Raw genomic sequence first — 17,779 nt, 5'->3', positions numbered from 1 at the left:
TATGTTCCAGCAATATATCTTTCGATACCACCAATTAGTCCAGCGATAATGCCTGATACAGGCGAAAAGAAAAGTCCAGCAGAAAGAGGGCCAAGATCTCTCACATTGATGATCATGCCCTCGTAAGAAATACCATAATGCGTCGACAATACAGAGCTAAGTCCAAACACCAGCCCTACAAGTACTTTCCATGGATTCGTTATTTTTTTGTCTCTGGTCAGCCGCCACATTGCCATTATCAAAAGAACATACAGCAAAGTGACAGCTGACATTTTCACTATCATAATAAGAGTATGCATAATTAAATTATATGCTACTCAAAACAAGCATTCAACGCCTAATCGACTGATAACATATGAAAAATCAGTAAAATCTCATAAGTATATCAGCTGTTTTCATTGACGTAAATACTTACCCTGCTCTGGATTATATCAGCTACTTCCTTGGCAGTCTTTTGTCCTCCAAAGAAAGCAGCAACCTCTTCATTTATGATGTTATAAACATTCTGGTTTGCATTGTAGACGTTTGTATCATCAAGTGAACCAATGAAGCTCTTTACATACTCTACATCCTCTTTTGTAAGAGGCTGTACAGTTATCTCCTGATCACCGATCCAGTATGTGTCATCCTCATAGTGCTTGGTTCCATCATCGTCAGTCCAGAAGGAGCGCTCCATGGACTTGTCAGCAAGCTTATCAAAGCTGGATTTTCTGATAGGGAATTCGTATTCGAACTCGTCCTGATAATCCTCTAAAAGGAACTGTCTTACCAGCTGCCAGCATACATCTGAATACTTTGTCTTGGAACTTACACATATCCTCTGAGAAGGAACCAGAACTGAACAGTTTCTTCCCATGTTGTTAGGGAATCCTATGAGGGTAATTGGCGCGCCAAATGTGCCATCAACATATCTTCTGTAAGATCTGAAGCCATTGAGATATGTAGAGGAGAAAAGAGAATCTCCCTCAATAAAGCATGTTTCCTTATAATCCATCCAGGCATCTTCAGGCAGTGTTTCAGGGAAGTTTTTCACAAACTCGATGAACTTTATAAACTCATCGCTGTCAAAATGGCAGGTCTTGTTCTCCCAGTCTATAAATCCACTTCCTGCTGCAGTTATTCCAGCATCTAAAATGTTATCCCTGGATACAAGTCCAAAGGAATCAGAATACTTGATACCCTTAGCTTCCATCATGTCTATAGCATCATCTAAAGACAATACCTGTTTCCCCTGAAGGTAGGATGACTTGGTGGAGAATGTGTTTATGTAATAAGAAGGAACAAGTTGGTATACCTTATCTCCAGTCATAAAGGCTTTAAATACATTGTCTACAAATTCAACATTTGAAAGCTCCGGATCATTTTTGATAAATGGTGCAAGGTCCAAAAACAGCCCTTTATTGATGTAGCTGTCAACAGGTGACTCTGTTGAAAAATACATGATATCAGGAATGTTTCCTGACACAATATCAAGGTTAAACTGGTTAAGACCTGCATTCTCATCTTCACTGTTATTTACAGATGAGTAATCAACAAGCTTTATCTTGTAATCCTGGTTTTCTGAGTTGAATTTATAAACCTTTTGTCTGATCCTGTAATCAATGTAGTAGCCGCCCAGGGTTATGACTGTTCTATCCTTTACCTGATCAGCAGGAACTTTCGTAAGTCTGACGAGATTATAGTTGTACTCTTCATCTGGAAGATTTGCAATAAACTCATTATCGCTTATAGCTACAACAGATGAAAGAGAGTAGCTGATACTCAGGTCAGAATCCATGTAGTCGAGGATCTTTGTAAGTTCATCCTTGCCGTAGTCATAGCCATAAAAACCATCCTGTTTTGACACATAGATATCATATCCGTTACCGCCAAAGAAAGCAAAGTCCTCGTAATTTTTAAACTGTCCTGATTTTTCACCGAACTTTCCAGTTTCTGCGTCAAAGCTCATAAACTCCATTCCAGCATCGCCCCACTTGGATGTAAAGAGCTTACCCTGGAATCCTCTGTAAATACTAACTGCGCCTTGGTAGGAATTGGAATCGCCGTCAGCTGCAGTTTCAGAAATAGCCTTAAGACTTACACTTCCCTCATCAAATTTAAAAATTCCTTTATTTGCGCTGACAATAAGCCCCGCCTTATCATCATAAGCCATGCCATAGACGCTAAAGTAGTCATCCGGATCCTTGATATCCTTAAGAAGGTCAAGTCTTAATACTTCGTTACCTGATGCGTCATACTTAACAAGATACTGCTGCTCATCCACTGACTCATCAATGAATTCGCCCGGATCCTGGGGATCTGTATCAACAATGATCTTCTCTGCTTCGCCGTTTGTTTCAGTATCCTCTTCCACTACAGCATCTTCTGCAGATGGCTCCTTTGTCGTTGTTTCCTCAGTGTTCTCAGCCAGAGCATCCCCCTGAGCTTCTCCATTCATGATGTGCATTTCGCCATCATCTTCTTCATAGTTACTGTAGTCATAAATATTGAGGGTGCAGTACATTTCCCCAGCTTCATTAAAGGTCATGTATCCATGGCCTTCATTTTCTGCCTCTGGGATCTTTACTGATTTCAGATCACTTCCATCAGGATTAAATGAAAAGATTGTGATGTATCCGTTATCAGAGTAAGTAGTCGCATAAACCCTGTCACCAGCAAGAGAGAGACTACTGCAGTCATACTTGCCTCCTAAATCTATCATCTCCTGTCTGAAAACATAATCCTTGGTATTGCTGCTGGCCTTATCCACAAGACTCTCGCCGCCTTTTTTTCCGCATCCGGTAAATGCAGTGACAGCCATAAGTCCGCACAGTCCAAGGCCAAGCACCCTGCTTTGCATCATCCTTTTTTTCATAATTTCTCCTCTCTGCCTTCACTCATTGTCGGCACTATCTATCATCTTTTGGTCTTTTTTCTGTTTATGTGCTGCTTCCAGATCATATTTTTTATCTGAAAGATATTTAACTATTCCTCTAACAGTCCACTTCTTATGTCTGTAAAGATTTACGATGGCTATTACCGCTATTACCAACACAATCAAAAGAGCTATCGTCCTTACAAGAAGTATAAGTGCAAGGATGTCCTCATATCCTCTTGCCACGTTTTCCCAATATGGATAAAAAATGGCTTTGCCCCACATACTTCTGGTAAAAGAGCTCTTAAGCACTGCAAAAAGAGAAAAAGTAGAAAACCTGTCTGTATTGTCAATTGCAACTACTACGTTTTCATTAGACACAAGACTTTCTTTGGATATCTTAAGCGCCAGTCCATTTATAGGATTGGGGCAAAGAACTTCCACACAGTTTATTCCGCCTATATTGGCCGTGGCTCCATCCTCGGAAATCTTCTTGTTTTCAATAACTCCGCTTAAGATATTTCCATATCTTGAAAGGGAGTCATAGGACATATAGACATAGCTTTTTGACAACCCCGCGGCTTCATAAAGCTTACCAGTTTCTTTTTTCACAACTCCTGTAATATAATGCGGAACTCCTGATATCAAGACGCTCTGTCCGATAATGTCTGTGGAACCAAAGAGCTGCCAGGCTGTATCTTCGTCAATTACAACCTTGTCCTTCATGTCGTCATCGCCGCCAAAGTATGTTCCGCTCACAAGTGTAAGTGGGTGAAATATAAAGAAATCTCCTCCAACCCCAATGGCTGCTGCATTCTCCAGAATTCTATTTTCAAAAGAAAGAGTTGCTGTCCCCTGGGCACAATAGGCTACGGTATAAAGATTTCCTATTCCATCATCTTCCTCATTGGTTAGCTTGGGGCTTCCATACATCTCATCAATACCAATGGTGTCAATGATCTTAGGCCCTGACAGCGTATCTTCCTTACCATCAGTCGAATCTGCAACTCCGGCATCAAGAAGCTTTCGCTCAAGGATATACTCAAATCTTTTGATATCATCCTCGGTTATCTTCTGATCCTGGGTAAGGAAAAGAGACACCTGAGCCATCCTCATATCATCAGACCACCTGTCAGCTCCAAGCTGATCCGGTAGCCTTGATATCATGTGGCCACTTAAAACTCCAAGAATAACAAAAACAAGTATCAGAAAAAGGCTCACCGCCCATAAGGTAACTTTCTTTCTGTCTTTGATGTAGGCTAGTCCAAAGCTTTTTATATTCTCTTTTATCCTGTCAAAAGAAATCTTAAACTTCATTACTGCTCTGCAAGCCTCACCTGATCTCCTGGTTTTATAAGTGTTGTAGCTGTTGTCACTACGAATTCATCTCCGTCGATGGCGCCTGTAATAGCGCTGTTGTTGTCATCACTTGCCAGAACATTTACATCAACTCTTGATGTGATGTATCTGTTTCCAAGAGGGCTCGACTTACTGTTCACAACAAGAATGAATTTGCCGTTACTGTCTGTTTTTATTGCACTGTTTGGAACAACAAGGTCATATTCCACGGACCTTTCTCCAATGGAAAGAGAAATGGACTGACCAGGTGTTAAGTCTTTGCTCTCCAGTTTAAAGGTAAGTAGCTTTTTATTTGCAGGGTCTGTCTTATCATTTTTAATTGATGTTAAAGTCGCCTTAAAGTCTTCCCCAAACTGCCAGATATTCTGAGGTCTTGCGCTGTCTCCAACCTTGAGCTTCTGAGCCTGGGAGTTGGTTACAGAAAAGCTTGTAGTCATATCTTTTCCATCAACCTGAATAACTGCTATGGTCTCATCAGCTGAGGTGGACTCTCCAGCAACCTTACTTACACTTGATAAAGTTCCTGCAACTGGTGCTTTTACAGAAGCTCCAACAGATTCTTCTTCAAGCTTTGCGATCTTGTCCTTCTGCTCTTTGATCTTATCTCTTTGCTGGCATAGGCTTATCTCTGTTTTAATACTTGTAAGAAGCTCAGTCTTGGCTTTTTCAGCAGCTTTAAGATCTGCAGCAGTCTTGGCCTTTTGCTGGTATAAGGTAGCAAGCTTCTGGTCATAGCTAAAGCCCTGCTGAGTTCCATAATTGCCAAGCTGTGCGCTGTCCTTGGTAAGCTCTGCAATCTGCCTGTTAAGCTCTTCTACTCTGTCGTCATCGCCTCTTTGCTGAGCAACCAAAAGGTCGTATTGAAGCTCTGCAATGCTATAGGCTGGAGTTGCAGCATTGTAGGAATTACCGGCTGAATCATAGCTTCCCTTCTGGGTTACAAAATCAATTGCAGCCTGGGCTTCATTGTCAGCATTTAGAGCGTTGTTGTAATTGTCTGTGGCCTTGGCCAGCTCAGCCTGATATGTATCAAATGTAGTATTTCTGCCACTTCTTACATTGCTGATAACATCGTTTGGCACATCTCCTGAAAACAGTGCCTGCTCGTAAGAAAGCTCCATAGTATCCAGTTTTTCTTTTGCCTCAGAAAGTTCTGAAGACTCCTTGTCTTCAAGATAGTAGATAACATCTCCTATCTCCACATGATAGCCCTCCTTAACAGCAACACCTGAGATTTTTCTGGTTTCCTTGACTGTAACATTATATGGATCTTCAGCACTTACAGTTCCAGTTCCCCTTATCTGAGGGCTTATGCTACCACCCATGATCTGTCTGGTTGCCACCTGGGGCAGCGAATAATTCATGATGGTATTGGAAAAGAAAGTAAGAACAAGCATTACGGATAAAAACCCGATAGCAAAGTTCTTGACCATGTCCTTTCTGTTTTTTGGAGATTTCTTTTCCCCATCCTTTAATTCGATTTCATTTTGCTCTTTTACTACGATTTCTTCTGACATATTACTCTCCCAATATTATCCCTTTATTCCTCCCTGGTAGGAAATTCCCTCTACCAGATAATCCTCTCCATAGAGGAAAATTAGAAGTGGCGGCACCAGATAGATCACAGCCACAGCAAATGCGAGGCTGATCTCTCCTGTATTAATCTTGGATAAGAACACCGAAAGTGGGTGTTTATCCGCATCTGGCAATAAGATAAGTGGCTGCTCAACCATATTCCAGTAGTCAAAAAATACTAATATGGCGATCGAGGCAAGTCCGCCCTTACAGAGCGGCATACAGATCCTTGAAAAGATCATCCACTCGTTTGCCCCGTCAATGGATGCTGCTTCCATGACCTCTGTGGGAATCCTCTTCATGAACTTGGTAAGAAGGTACACCGCAAAGGGTGAGAAAAATCCCGGAAGAAGTATGGACCAGGCAGTTCCATATAGGCCAAGGGATCTTGAAACCAAAAAGTTTGGAACCAGTGTTACCTGGTATGGCATCAGCATCATTACTATATATGCAAAAAAGATAGCTCTTTTTAATCTGCCGTCGTATCTTGCAAAACCATATGAAGCAAGGGTTGCAATTCCCAGCTGTACAATCACAATTGGTACTGTGTATATTACTGAATTCCAGAATTTGAAAAGATATTCCGGACTCTTAAATAGAACTGTAATGTACTGCCCTAAGGTTATCATATCAGGGATAAGCTTTAGGTTTACGGTCTTTGAAACAAAGACTTTTCCGCCCTTATCTGTTGTGGCAAATATGCTTCCGTAGTTGGCACTTATCTCCGACGCTGACATAAATGAATTGGTAAAGGTAAGTATTATTGGAAGCAGGAAAACTATCGCAAACAGCACAGCCATAGCTGTTACTGTTATTGTCTTAAGCTTATCTATCCTCTTTCTTTTTTGCAGGATGCGAAGTCTATCGCTTCCTCTGACCATCATCCCCATTAGCCTTCAAGGTCCTTTCCATAGAAATTTTCAACCTGGTACATCACATAAACAAGGGCCGAGACCACAATGAACATGATTATGGCTGCTGAAGAGAGTTTCTGGTAATCAAGGGATGCAAAGGTATTATTCATAAAATGCTGCATCATATAAAGACTGCTATAAGGGTAATCTCCTGTCATAAGGTAGATTTCTCTGAAAACCTTAAATGAATTGATTAGGGACATAATGGCCACAAACAGTATCGTAGATGACATGAACCTGACCTTTACATACCAGAAAATCTGAAATTTGCTGGCATTTTCCAGGGCTGCCACTTCCATAAGCTCCTTGGGAATACTTGCAAGAGCTGCCATAAACAGGATCATGTTATATCCAAGGTTCTTCCATAAAAATAAAACTACGATAACGATCTGGGCTTTATCCGACTTAAGGAAATCTATCTTGTCACTTCCAAAGAACTTAAGAACATTATTTATGATCCCGTTGTAGTTAAATAAAACCTGCCATATAAGTACCACAGAAGCTGTAGGCACCATAAGGGGACTTAAGAAAAACGTCCTAAAATAGCTCTTTCCAGGGATCCTCGATTCCATAACTGCTGCAAGGAAAAGAGATAGAAGTACTGCAAGTGGAACCGCCAGAAGTGAAAACTTAAGAGTGTTTATCCCTGCCTGCTTAAAAGCCGCATTGTTCCAGACGTTTATAAAATTTTCAAAGCCCACAAAATTCCCTTGAATTGGGTTGTCTATAACAGAGTAATAGATAACAACAAAGAATGGAGCAACAAAAAATAGTGTCACTCCAAGAAGTGACGGCAAAAGAAAAAGCCAGGAAATCAGGCTTTTTCTTTTATTTGCTGTCATGCTATGTTTTCTTTTATCAGTTAGTATCCTTAACGACAAAATCAGGAACCTTCCCCTTTAAAAATGTATAGTAAGCTGTATCATATTTTGATCTGTCATCATTTGTATATATCTGAACACTGTACTGCTGATTATTATTGTTGTAGTTATACCAGGGATTCCAGAAATCTGTGGAAATAACAGCCCCAAGAATCTCTTCCATCTTGTCCTTATCAGTATATGACATTTCTTTGTTTTGAGGGGCATCTATATTTATATATTCCCCATCTTCCATCTGCTCAAGGTCATATCCTGGATAATAGTTTATAACATTGATCTTTCTTATGTCATCTATTGTCAAAGTGGTTTCTGAATATATACCATACTCTTTTAGAAGTGCAATGGTATTACTATAGGTGTCATACACATCAAAAGATCCATATACATAATTTCCATCGTTGACTTCATATTCAACTGAGCCTATTGGCATCTTGTCCTTCATATCCTTGAAGCTGTAATGGTCAAGAATATCCTGCCTGTATGCATCACTAAACCTTGCATAGTCGAAGTTTTTCGTGTCTTTACTCTCAATCGGTGTCACATACCTGAATGTACTGTTTGATGCCAAAAGAGCATTTTCTCTGATATAGTCGTCCTGGAATACTTCAAAGTTTCCAATTTTATACTCTTTGCTGGAAACAATTCTATCAAGGCTGTCATCAACTGTGTCGTAAGGAATTGTTATGTATCTGTAAATATCCTTTCCATTCTTCATCCTGTAAAGGATACCCACCTGATAGCCAGAGTTTATATAAAGGCCCCTATTCTCACTATCTTTTGTTTTTTTCTGTGTCTCCATTCCCACTTTTGCAAGCTCTATGAAGGATTCTACATCTGTAAGCTTCATAAACTCGTTGCTGCTAAAACGGCTCTCACTATAGAAACCATTATAGAAATTGAAAGTTCTTTCACCATTTAAGATGGCACAGCTTTCAACTTTTTCAGCTGAAGGAACAAAGCTGTCAAATCCAAGAAGGTCTCCTTTGTAGATCACAAACGTCAGTATTACAAGTGCTATTGCCATTATTGTCTGAGCCATTCCCTTGAACATGCGCCTTATATTGCCCTCAAGAATCACTTCTATGATGCAGCCTGCAAAGATAGTTGCAATAACCATGATAGCGCACATCATCACATAGAGCTTGGCATTCCATACTGAGCTATAGACAATATAAACAAAATAACCGCTTCCAACGCCAACAATAGCGCAGGAAATAATCTTGATAAACCATCGAAATGGCCTGAAGGGAATGCTCTTTCCAGCCATCTCAGCCTGGCGGAGCTTCGCAAAGATAAGAACTGCCACAAAAGCAAGTGCCCCCACGATCAGGATATCTATTTCCTTGTCAATGATACAATCTATACACTTAGTGATATATCCTGCTTTAAGAAGATCATCCTTAGTTACAGTGATAAGATGACTCATCGCAGAAATTCTGTCATAGATTGGGGAAAGGTATACTCTAAAGGGTTCCTCACCATAAAAGGTTGAATAGAAAATTCCTTTAAACAGAGCTATTTCTCCAAATATGATAACCGAAAGAAATGTAAAACCGGCGGTTATAAGTATAGCTATAGGAAGTGAACCACTAAGCATTACGGCAAGTACCGTCATGTTATAAAAAGCAAAGAAAAGTATTATGGACCTTACTGTTTCAATAAGAGCTGACATAAGAACATTGCCATTTACAGCTCCCATGGCTGCAGCAATTATAAGTGCAATAGCTTCTGTCAAAACGTATATTGAAATGAATGTTCCAAAGGCATTTAAATAGTTTTTCTTTATCCTCTGGGCTCTTGTGGTGGGCTGACTTAAATAAAAGTCCATCTGACTTACATTAAATACATAGGAAAAGCCCTGAAGCGCAAACATTACAGCTGTACCTACTACCAGGATCCATGCAATTGATCCAAAACCTACAATATTAGCTACAGCACTAATCTTCTCTATACGAAGCTGCTCGGCAGTCTGATGATAAACATTTGCATAGTTGATGGATCTTGAAACCATCATGATAACGCCAAGGATAAAGTATGCAGCATAAAATGGCGTAACAACAAGGCTTGTCCAAAGCGTTCTGTTAAGGTACGTTCTTCTGTTTTTAGTTTTCTCACCCAAGGACAAATTTGCGGATGTCATACCCAACTACCTCCGTTTCACTAATAAAGATCTCTTCCAGCGAAAGTGCCAAAACCTCAAAGAATACTGGATTTCCTCTCTTGAAAGCACTCTCCACTTCCTCTCTGTCCCCACGGATCGTATAGGTGGAAAGCCTTCCTCTCCTCTCATGAAGAAGTACCTCAAGACCTTCTGTTGCAGCCTTTTCGTCCTCTTCATTTTGGAATACACACTGTACCTTCTGCATCCTGAGCTTCATGTCCTCAATGTCTTCAGAAAGGATAACTCCTCCCTGATGAAGAAGTCCTATGTGATCACAGATATCTTCAAGCTCTCTAAGGTTATGGGATGCAATTATTGGTGTAAGCCCTCTGTCAGACATATCTGCTGCAAAAAGGCTCTTAACTCCCTGTCTTACTACAGGATCAAGACCATCGAAGGTCTCATCGCAAAGAAGGTACTTGGTTCCTGCGCAGAGGCCAAGGATTATTGAAACCTGCTTTTTCATTCCCTTTGAAAAAGTACTTATCCTTCTTTTGGTATCAAGGCCAAAGCCAGTACACAGCTTATGGAACCTTAATTTATCAAAGTTTTTGTAAATTTCCTCATAGTAGTTTGCCATCTCTTCAGGTGTTGCTGCTGGCAAAAAGTACTGATCATCTGAAATATAAAAGATATCACTCTTAACTTCCGGGTTGTCGTAAACTGGTCTTTTGTCCACAAGAACAATTCCAGAATCAGGTTTGATGACTCCTGAAATTATCCTAAGGATGGTGCTCTTTCCTGCGCCATTGGTCCCCACCAGGCCAAACACCTCTCCATCAAGGACATTTAATGAGACACTGTTAACTGCTTTTACGTCGTCAAAATCCTTAGACAGATCTAAAAGTTCAATCATACTTTTTCTCCCCACTTTCTATCCTTGCAAGATGCTCTTTGATATCAGATACCAGTTCGTCAATTGATAATCCGATCTCATGAGCTTCCATAAATAGCTCCACAATCTTGTCCACTAGCTCTTTTTTCTTGTTGTCTTTTAAAAGAGCATCACCCTTAACAAAGTTACCCCTTCCCTTGACGGTGTAAATAAATCCCTGTCGTTCAAGCTCTGCATATGCTTTTTGAACAGTATTGGGATTGGTGGACAATTCCACAGCAAGGCTCCTGACAGATGGCATCTGATCGCCCTCCTGCAGGATTCCTTTATACATCTGCATTTTGAAATTCTCGACTATCTGCTCATAGATAGGCCGGCTGTCCTGGAAATTAATTAAGTTCATATCTCAATATCTCCCGCTGCACTAAATTCGAAAGAACCTCATTAAGTGCACGTGAGTGGTTCGCACCAGGTTCGAAAAGACCTCACCAGGTGCTCTACACAAAAAAAGAATACAAAGTGTACTATCGGTGTTAGTACACTTTGTATTCTAAATCAACCGGATAAATGTTGCAATACTTTTTTATACAGCTTCTACATTTCTTGTGGCGATAACGTCAACACCGCATCCAGCAACGTCTTTTACAAGAACATCTCCGATATGGACTGGAGCCTTAACGCAGGCTGCATCGATATCCTTCATAACTTCAAAGATCTTGTTCTTTGGAATATCATTTGCAGTTTTTACAGATACTCTCTCTTTGTCACCGCCCTCGATCTTAACAGTACTTGTTACGATCCTTGTGGGATTAACAACTTCTTTTCTTGCGTAAATGTCACCCTTTGCACAGGTATTGCCCTTTACTTCGGTAACTTCACCATTACCTAAAGTAACTGTAAGAAGGCATCCCATTGGACATCCGATACATGTAAGTTCTCTTGTTTCCATCAGCTTGTCACTCCTTTTCTATCTTTACAGTTATCTTCTTAAGATTTGGATACTCGTCAAGTTTCTTTTTCTGAAGGATGATCTGTTCCATCTCACCAGGAGCCAGGATCCTCTTTTCGTTGTGCATTACTCTCTCATCATCAAAGTAAACACTTACGAAGGAGTTCTTGTAAACATCCCCAACTCTGAATCTTACTGTGAGAAGGTCATCCATTCTTGACTTGTTTATAGTACTTGGAACAGTATATCTTGCTCCCTCAGTAGCAAAGAGCTCGATCACGTCGCTTCCCTTTTCATCCTTGCAACCATCTGCAATATACTTAACAGCGTTCTGACCTGCTCTCTTAGCCTCTTCTGAAACATAGTCAACAAGGTCATGTACGTGAAGTACGTTGCCACAGGCAAATACGCCAGGGATGTTGGTCTCAAGAGACTCGTTAACTATGGGACCTGAAGTTACAGGATTCATAGTAACGCCGGCAGATCTTGAAAGCTCGTTCTCCGGAATAAGTCCGCAGGAAAGAAGGAGCGTATCGCAGGTATATCTTTCCTCTGTTCCAGGAATAGGCTTTCTGTCAGGGCCAACCTCAGCGATAGTAACGGCTGTTACATGCTCTTTTCCCTCAATGTCAACAACTGTGTGGGACAGTTTAAGAGGAATGCCATAGTCGTCAAGACACTGGACGATATTTCTCTTAAGTCCTCCGGAATAAGGAAGAAGCTCAGCCACAACCTTAACCTTGGCGCCCTCAAGAGTCATTCTTCTTGCCATGATAAGTCCAATGTCACCAGATCCAAGGATAACTACTTCTCTTCCTGGCATGTAGCCTTCGATGTTAACAAGTCTCTGGGCTGTACCTGCTGAGAAGATACCTGCAGGACGATATCCAGGGATGTTCAGAGCTCCACGAGGACGCTCTCTGCATCCCATTGCAAGGATAACTGCCTTGGCAGGGATCTGGAACATTCCGTCTTCTCTGTTCATTGCTGTGACAGTCTTGTCTGCAGCAATGTCCATAACCATAGTATTAAGCTTGTACTCTATACCAAGATCAAGAACCTGCTTGATGAAACGGTAAGCATATTCAGGACCTGTGAGCTCTTCCTTGAAGGTGTGAAGTCCAAAACCATTATGGATGCACTGATTGAGGATTCCGCCAAGCTCATGATCTCTTTCAAGGATCAAAATGCTGTCATTACCAGCTTCTTTTGCAGCTACAGCTGCCGCAAGGCCAGCCGGGCCGCCGCCTACAATTACGATATCATATGTCTTCATGACCCGCTTACCTCCCCCTTTGTTCTCTCAAGTACAATGTTGGATTTACCACCGCTCTTTGTGATCTTCTCATATGGAATACCAAGCTCTCTGTGGAGGATCTCCATTGTACGTGGTGAGCAGAAACCAGCCTGACATCTGCCCATTCCGGCACGAGTTCTTCTCTTTACGCCGTCAAGACTTCTTGCGCCAAGTGGTCTGTGGATAGCATCAAGGATCTCTCCCTCAGTAATGGACTCACATCTGCAGATGATGGTTCCGTATGCAGGATTCTTTTTAATGAGTTCATTTCTCTCTTCGATGCTAAGGCCTTCTGTCTTCTTAACGCCCTTGCGGATGCTGATCCAGTTTGCCTTAGGTTTAAGATCCATCATTTCCTTCATCATGTTACCAACCATCTCGCCAATAGCAGGGCTGCTGGTAAGACCTGGAGACTCGATTCCCGCGCAGTCGATAAAGTTTTTAGCATCATCAACTTCCTTGATGATAAACTCATGGTGCTCCTCATGGGCACGAAGTCCAGCAAAGGATGTGATAACGTTCCTGATAGGAAGGTTTCTTACGTGATCTCCTGCTTTTGCAATAAGATCATCGATACCAGCTGCTGTGGTGTTGTTGCCCTCCTTGTTCTCAATGTCAACAGCTGTAGGACCAACAATGAGGTTTCCATGAACTGTAGGTGATACAAGTACGCCCTTACCAAGTTTTGTAGGCTGAGGGAAGATAGTGTGTTTTACATGTCCTCCAACAGTCTTATCAAGAAGGCAATAATCGCCTCTACGCTCGATGATGTGCATCTTGTCTGCACTTACCATGTTGTGGATCTTGTCAGCATAGACACCAGCTGCATTGACAACATATCTTGCAACATATTCACCGTTGTTGGTGCGCAGATGCCAGTTGCCATCTTCGCCTTTTTTAATATCTTCAACTTCTGTGTTAAAGCGGAAGTCAACGCCATTCATATTAGCGTTTTCAGCCATAGCAATGTTGAGTTCGAACGGACAGATGATTCCACCTGTTGGAGCCCAAAGTGCTCCCTCTACGTTTTCAGAAAGATTTGGCTCCATTTCAAGAGCTTCTTCTCTATTTAAGATTTTAAGATCTTTAACACCATTTTTAACGCCTCTGTCATAGAGGTCCTTAAGTCCATCAAGAGCTTCCTTGTGGATGCACACTACCATAGAGCCATTTCTCTTAAATGGTATATCCAGGTCTCTACACAGATCATCCATCATTTCATTGCCGCGAACGTTGAGCTTGGCCATAAGTGAGCCTTCTGCAGCGTCGAATCCGGCATGAACGATGGCTGAATTAGCTTTGGATGTTCCCTCACAGACATCCTCGCATTTTTCCAGTACGCAAACATCAGCTTCGTATTTTGAAAGCTCTCTTGCGACTGCAGAACCGGTAACACCAGCTCCGATCACGATCACATCGTACGTCATAATTATCTCCTTTAAAAAAATTAGGCGAGAGAAAGCAAACTGTGTTCCCCACAGATATGTGCTCACTCTCGCCTCCGCTTCAATATCAAGTTAAATTAATAATACTACTATTTGGTCTTTGTGCAAGCACAAATCATATTTGATTAACCAAACATGTGAGCAGCTGCAAGTGCATTGTAAAGAAGAGATGCAACGATACCGCCACAGATAGGTGCTACTGCAGGGATCCAGCCATAGCTCCAGTTACCATTCTTCTTGCCAAAGTTAGGTGCAAGGCAGAGGTATGCAAGACGAGGAGCTGTATCTCTTGCTGCGTTCATAGCGTATCCTGTAAGTCCACCGAAGGAAGCGCCGCAAGCAACGATTACGCCGTAAACAAGTGGCCATACAACACGGTCTGTTCCAGCTGGGATAAGAGCCAGTGTGAAAACAAGAACGAATGTAGCTACGAACTCTGAAAGGAAGTTCAGAACCTGGTTAGGGATTGAAGGTGCTGTGCAGAAGCATCCGCGAACAACATCATCATTAGCTGTAGCTTTGATATGATCTCCGTAGAGAACCATAAGGATAGCTGCGCCAAGGAAACCACCAAGCATCTGAGCTATGATCTGGCCAACTACTGTGCTCCAGTCACCGCTTCTGATAGCGATACCGATTGTAACTGCAGGGTTAAATGCTGAAGGGCATCCTGTGAAATTGCTCATTGCAAATGCAGGAACCATAACTGCCATGCCCCATCCAATAAGGATGTGAACAGCTCCGCCGCCCTTAAATCCTGACTTCTCAAGGCTTACGTTACAGCAAACGCCATCGCCAAGAAGAACAAGTAACATAGTTCCAATAAACTCGCCTAAATAAACACTCATTTCTTTTACCCCCTTTTGAGTATATGTTAATTTTTTTCCTCACTAATTTAGTCTGGCTCCGGATCAGTCTTTTGCCCATCCAAGAGTTGTGTTAACAGCCTTCTTCCAGCCTTTGATCTTCTCAGCACGAGCTTCGTCTGTCATCTCAGGATGGAACTCTTTATCGATAGCCCAGTTCTTGATAACGTCGTCTTTGCTTGACCAGAAGCCAACTGCAAGACCTGCAAGATAGGAAGCACCCATAGCTGTTGTCTCAACACATACAGGACGATGAACAGGAGCGTTGATGATATCTGACTGGAACTGCATGAGGAAGTTATTCTTACATGCACCGCCGTCAACCTTAAGAGCGTTGAGCTTAATGCCAGAGCCCTGTTCCATAGCGCCAAGTACATCATTAGTCTGAAGTGCAAGAGACTCAAGTGTTGCACGGATGATGTGTTTCTTGTTAACACCACGTGTAAGTCCTACGATTGCTCCACGTGCATATGGATCCCAATAAGGAGCACCAAGTCCTGTAAATGCAGGAACTACGTAGCATCCGTTTGTATCCTCAACCTGAGTTGCGAAGTACTCTGAATCAGGTGATGTATCAACCATCTTAACTTCGTCACGGAGCCACTGGATAGCAGCACCTGCTACGAAGATTGATCCCTCAAGAGCGTACTCAACTTTTCCATCAAGACCCCATGCGATAGTTGTAAGAAGTCCGTTGTTAGGGAACTGAGGCTTTGTTCCGATGTTCATAAGCATGAAGCATCCAGTTCCATATGTGTTCTTAGCCATACCTGACTCGAAGCATGTCTGTCCGAAAAGAGCTGCCTGCTGGTCACCAGCAACGCCTGCGATCTTGATAGGTCCGCCAAAGAATTCAGGATCTGTCTCACCAAACTCTGTTGAGCTTGAAGGAAGTGCCTTAGGAAGCATACTCTTTGGAACCTCAAGCTGTTTGCAAAGCTCGTCATCCCAATCAACTGTGTTGATGTTGAACATCATTGTTCTTGAAGCATTTGAGTAGTCAGTTGCGTGTACTTTGCCCTTTGTGAGCTTGAAGATAAGCCATGAATCAACTGTACCGAAGCAAAGCTCTCCTTTTTCTGCCTTTTCACGAACGCCTTCAACGTTGTTTAAGATCCAACGAAGCTTTGTTCCTGAGAAGTAAGGGTCAAATACAAGACCTGTCTTGTTGTATGCTGTGTTGTCGATTCCAGGATACTTATTAAGGAGCTCTTCCTTCATATCAGCTGTTCTACGGCACTGCCATACGATTGCGTGATATACAGGCTTACCTGTAGCTCTTTCCCAAACGATCGTGGTCTCACGCTGGTTAGTGATACCAATCGCAGCAATATCTGTGTAAGTTGCCCCAACTTTCTGCATTGCTTCACGAGCAACTGAAAGCTGTGTCTGCCAGATCTCATTAGCATCATGCTCAACCCAGCCTGGCTGAGGATAATACTGTGTGAACTCTTTCTGAGCTACAGAGCACATCTCACCTTTCTCGTTGAAGAGGATACATCTGTTACTAGTTGTACCTGCATCCAATGCCATAACGTACTTTGCCATTACTAAACCCTCCTTTTTTCTTGTGAAAAAAATTATTTAAAGCTCTCTCGCTTTAACTTCTCTTTAAAGCCCCCAGACCATCTCATTGGTAGTTGAGATTGCAAGCGCTCCGGCATCCAGAGCATTCATAACATCTTCCTTGTCCGCTATAAGCCCCCCGGCTATTATCGGAACTCTGCTGACCTTGTTGATCCTCTTTATCATCTTAGGAAGAACAATACCTGGCAAAAACTCTATGATGTCTGGCTTTACACCAGGACTCTTTGCCTGTTTCTCAATGTTCTGAAGTGCCATACTGTCCAGGATGAAGTATCTAAGAACTGTATTTAGCTCAAGCTCTTTTGCGTGAGCTATGAGGTTGCTCTTAGTAGTGATGATACCGTCAGCCTCTGTGTTATTCTTGATAAAATCAAGGCAAACATCCTTGGAGTTATTAAGACCTGTTATAAGGTCCACATGGACCATGGCCACCTTACCGGCCTGTTTTATCTTTTTTACTATTCCTGGAATCGTACATATATCCCCGTATAGCACGAAGATGATCTCCACATCTTCTGTAAGTGCTGTTGCAAGTCCTTCATCATTTTTCACTGCAGCGATGATAGGATTTATCTCAATCTTGTTAATAAATTCACGATTTTTCATACCTAATAAGTCAAATAAAAAAAGAGCAAACAAAGTAAAATGAGGTTCTCCCTCATTTAACCCTTACTCTTTTCTCAAGGCTCTCTATAATTTTTAAATAATGACTGATCATATTGCCACCGTTAACTTTCCAAGAATCCAAATATAACAATCTCGACTATCGGTCAGTTCTTAACGACAAAATAATCATATCGCTACTTTGTGCAAAATGCAATAGGGTTGTTTATATATTTTTTATTTTTTGTACTTATTAACAAAAATCTTGTACATATTTTGTCTGATTATCACACAAAAAGTATAAAAGATGCACAACTTACTTTAAAGCAGTAAAGTAATATTGTACATATATGACACAGATAATGAGAGAACAAACAAGACACGGGGACGGTTCTGCTTTCCTGACACGGGGACGGTTCTGCTTTCCTGACACGGGGACGGTTCTACTGTCAG

Annotated in this window: 15 protein-coding genes; all 15 read right to left on the bottom strand. The window is 41.7% G+C overall.

What is annotated here, in order from left to right:
* Positions 1 to 272 (bottom strand): LytS/YhcK type 5TM receptor domain-containing protein (locus J6I68_RS04320; RefSeq protein ID WP_292217780.1); only part of this gene is annotated, 272 nt, incomplete at its 3' end.
* 113 nt (positions 273 to 385) lie between these two features.
* Positions 386 to 2,854, bottom strand: coding sequence for an ABC transporter substrate-binding protein (locus tag J6I68_RS04315; protein WP_292217777.1), 2,469 nt, complete (start codon positions 2,852 to 2,854; stop codon positions 386 to 388).
* A gap of 18 nt (positions 2,855 to 2,872) precedes the next feature.
* On the bottom strand, positions 2,873 to 4,171 hold the full coding sequence (locus J6I68_RS04310) for an ABC transporter permease (RefSeq protein ID WP_292217775.1): 1,299 nt from the start codon (positions 4,169 to 4,171) through the stop codon (positions 2,873 to 2,875).
* Positions 4,171 to 5,730 carry an HlyD family efflux transporter periplasmic adaptor subunit gene (locus tag J6I68_RS04305; RefSeq protein WP_292217773.1) on the bottom strand — a complete coding sequence of 520 codons (1,560 nt, stop codon included), beginning with the start codon at positions 5,728 to 5,730 and terminating at the stop codon, positions 4,171 to 4,173. Before J6I68_RS04305 ends, J6I68_RS04310 begins: the two co-directional genes overlap by 1 nt.
* Positions 5,731 to 5,745: 15 nt before the next feature.
* Positions 5,746 to 6,672: a carbohydrate ABC transporter permease gene (locus J6I68_RS04300; protein WP_292217771.1), complete on the bottom strand. Its 927-nt coding sequence runs from the start codon at positions 6,670 to 6,672 to the stop codon at positions 5,746 to 5,748.
* A gap of 5 nt (positions 6,673 to 6,677) precedes the next feature.
* Entirely contained in the window at positions 6,678 to 7,544 is an 867-nt protein-coding gene (locus tag J6I68_RS04295; protein WP_292217770.1) for a carbohydrate ABC transporter permease, read from the bottom strand.
* A gap of 16 nt (positions 7,545 to 7,560) precedes the next feature.
* A complete protein-coding gene (locus J6I68_RS04290; protein WP_292217769.1) occupies positions 7,561 to 9,723 on the bottom strand; it encodes a DUF6449 domain-containing protein in 2,163 nt (720 codons plus the stop codon).
* Positions 9,695 to 10,600, bottom strand: coding sequence for an ABC transporter ATP-binding protein (locus J6I68_RS04285; protein ID WP_292217766.1), 906 nt, complete (start codon positions 10,598 to 10,600; stop codon positions 9,695 to 9,697). Before J6I68_RS04285 ends, J6I68_RS04290 begins: the two co-directional genes overlap by 29 nt.
* Positions 10,593 to 10,982 carry a GntR family transcriptional regulator gene (locus J6I68_RS04280; protein ID WP_292217764.1) on the bottom strand — a complete coding sequence of 130 codons (390 nt, stop codon included), beginning with the start codon at positions 10,980 to 10,982 and terminating at the stop codon, positions 10,593 to 10,595. The genes J6I68_RS04285 and J6I68_RS04280 overlap by 8 nt, the downstream gene beginning before the upstream one ends.
* 180 nt (positions 10,983 to 11,162) lie before the next feature.
* Entirely contained in the window at positions 11,163 to 11,528 is a 366-nt protein-coding gene (locus J6I68_RS04275) for a DUF1667 domain-containing protein (RefSeq protein WP_292217763.1), read from the bottom strand.
* Between the two features lie 7 nt (positions 11,529 to 11,535).
* Complete coding sequence (locus J6I68_RS04270) at positions 11,536 to 12,804, bottom strand: NAD(P)/FAD-dependent oxidoreductase (protein ID WP_292217759.1); 1,269 nt, start codon at positions 12,802 to 12,804, stop codon at positions 11,536 to 11,538.
* Positions 12,801 to 14,252, bottom strand: a complete 1,452-nt coding sequence (locus J6I68_RS04265; RefSeq protein WP_292217758.1) for an NAD(P)/FAD-dependent oxidoreductase — start codon at positions 14,250 to 14,252, stop codon at positions 12,801 to 12,803. The genes J6I68_RS04270 and J6I68_RS04265 overlap by 4 nt, the downstream gene beginning before the upstream one ends.
* A gap of 143 nt (positions 14,253 to 14,395) precedes the next feature.
* Positions 14,396 to 15,118, bottom strand: a complete 723-nt coding sequence (locus J6I68_RS04260) for an MIP/aquaporin family protein (protein ID WP_292217755.1) — start codon at positions 15,116 to 15,118, stop codon at positions 14,396 to 14,398.
* Positions 15,119 to 15,181: 63 nt separating this feature from the next.
* Complete coding sequence (glpK, locus tag J6I68_RS04255) at positions 15,182 to 16,684, bottom strand: glycerol kinase GlpK (protein ID WP_292217753.1); 1,503 nt, start codon at positions 16,682 to 16,684, stop codon at positions 15,182 to 15,184.
* A 63-nt stretch (positions 16,685 to 16,747) separates the two neighbouring features.
* Entirely contained in the window at positions 16,748 to 17,329 is a 582-nt protein-coding gene (locus J6I68_RS04250) for a glycerol-3-phosphate responsive antiterminator (RefSeq protein WP_292217751.1), read from the bottom strand.
* Positions 17,330 to 17,779 lie beyond the last annotated feature (450 nt).

This window comes from Butyrivibrio sp. (assembly GCF_017940685.1).
Classification (GTDB): domain Bacteria; phylum Bacillota; class Clostridia; order Lachnospirales; family Lachnospiraceae; genus Butyrivibrio.
Note: the sequence above shows the minus strand (reverse complement) of the source record. Positions and strands in the feature narration are given on the sequence as shown.

Bases quoted from the DNA above. Each gene is read 5' to 3' on its own strand.
- J6I68_RS04290 (WP_292217769.1), bottom strand. From the start codon at position 9,723: ATGACATCCGCAAATTTGTCCTTGGGTGAGAAAACTAAAAACAGAAGA.
- J6I68_RS04270 (WP_292217759.1), bottom strand. From the start codon at position 12,804: ATGAAGACATATGATATCGTAATTGTAGGCGGCGGCCCGGCTGGCCTT.
- J6I68_RS04260 (WP_292217755.1), bottom strand. From the start codon at position 15,118: ATGAGTGTTTATTTAGGCGAGTTTATTGGAACTATGTTACTTGTTCTT.
- J6I68_RS04275 (WP_292217763.1), bottom strand. From the start codon at position 11,528: ATGGAAACAAGAGAACTTACATGTATCGGATGTCCAATGGGATGCCTT.
- J6I68_RS04315 (WP_292217777.1), bottom strand. From the start codon at position 2,854: ATGAAAAAAAGGATGATGCAAAGCAGGGTGCTTGGCCTTGGACTGTGC.
- J6I68_RS04265 (WP_292217758.1), bottom strand. From the start codon at position 14,252: ATGACGTACGATGTGATCGTGATCGGAGCTGGTGTTACCGGTTCTGCA.
- J6I68_RS04310 (WP_292217775.1), bottom strand. From the start codon at position 4,171: ATGAAGTTTAAGATTTCTTTTGACAGGATAAAAGAGAATATAAAAAGC.
- J6I68_RS04285 (WP_292217766.1), bottom strand. From the start codon at position 10,600: ATGATTGAACTTTTAGATCTGTCTAAGGATTTTGACGACGTAAAAGCA.
- glpK (WP_292217753.1), bottom strand. From the start codon at position 16,684: ATGGCAAAGTACGTTATGGCATTGGATGCAGGTACAACTAGTAACAGA.
- J6I68_RS04305 (WP_292217773.1), bottom strand. From the start codon at position 5,730: ATGTCAGAAGAAATCGTAGTAAAAGAGCAAAATGAAATCGAATTAAAG.
- J6I68_RS04295 (WP_292217770.1), bottom strand. From the start codon at position 7,544: ATGACAGCAAATAAAAGAAAAAGCCTGATTTCCTGGCTTTTTCTTTTG.
- J6I68_RS04300 (WP_292217771.1), bottom strand. From the start codon at position 6,672: ATGATGGTCAGAGGAAGCGATAGACTTCGCATCCTGCAAAAAAGAAAG.
- J6I68_RS04280 (WP_292217764.1), bottom strand. From the start codon at position 10,982: ATGAACTTAATTAATTTCCAGGACAGCCGGCCTATCTATGAGCAGATA.
- J6I68_RS04250 (WP_292217751.1), bottom strand. From the start codon at position 17,329: ATGAAAAATCGTGAATTTATTAACAAGATTGAGATAAATCCTATCATC.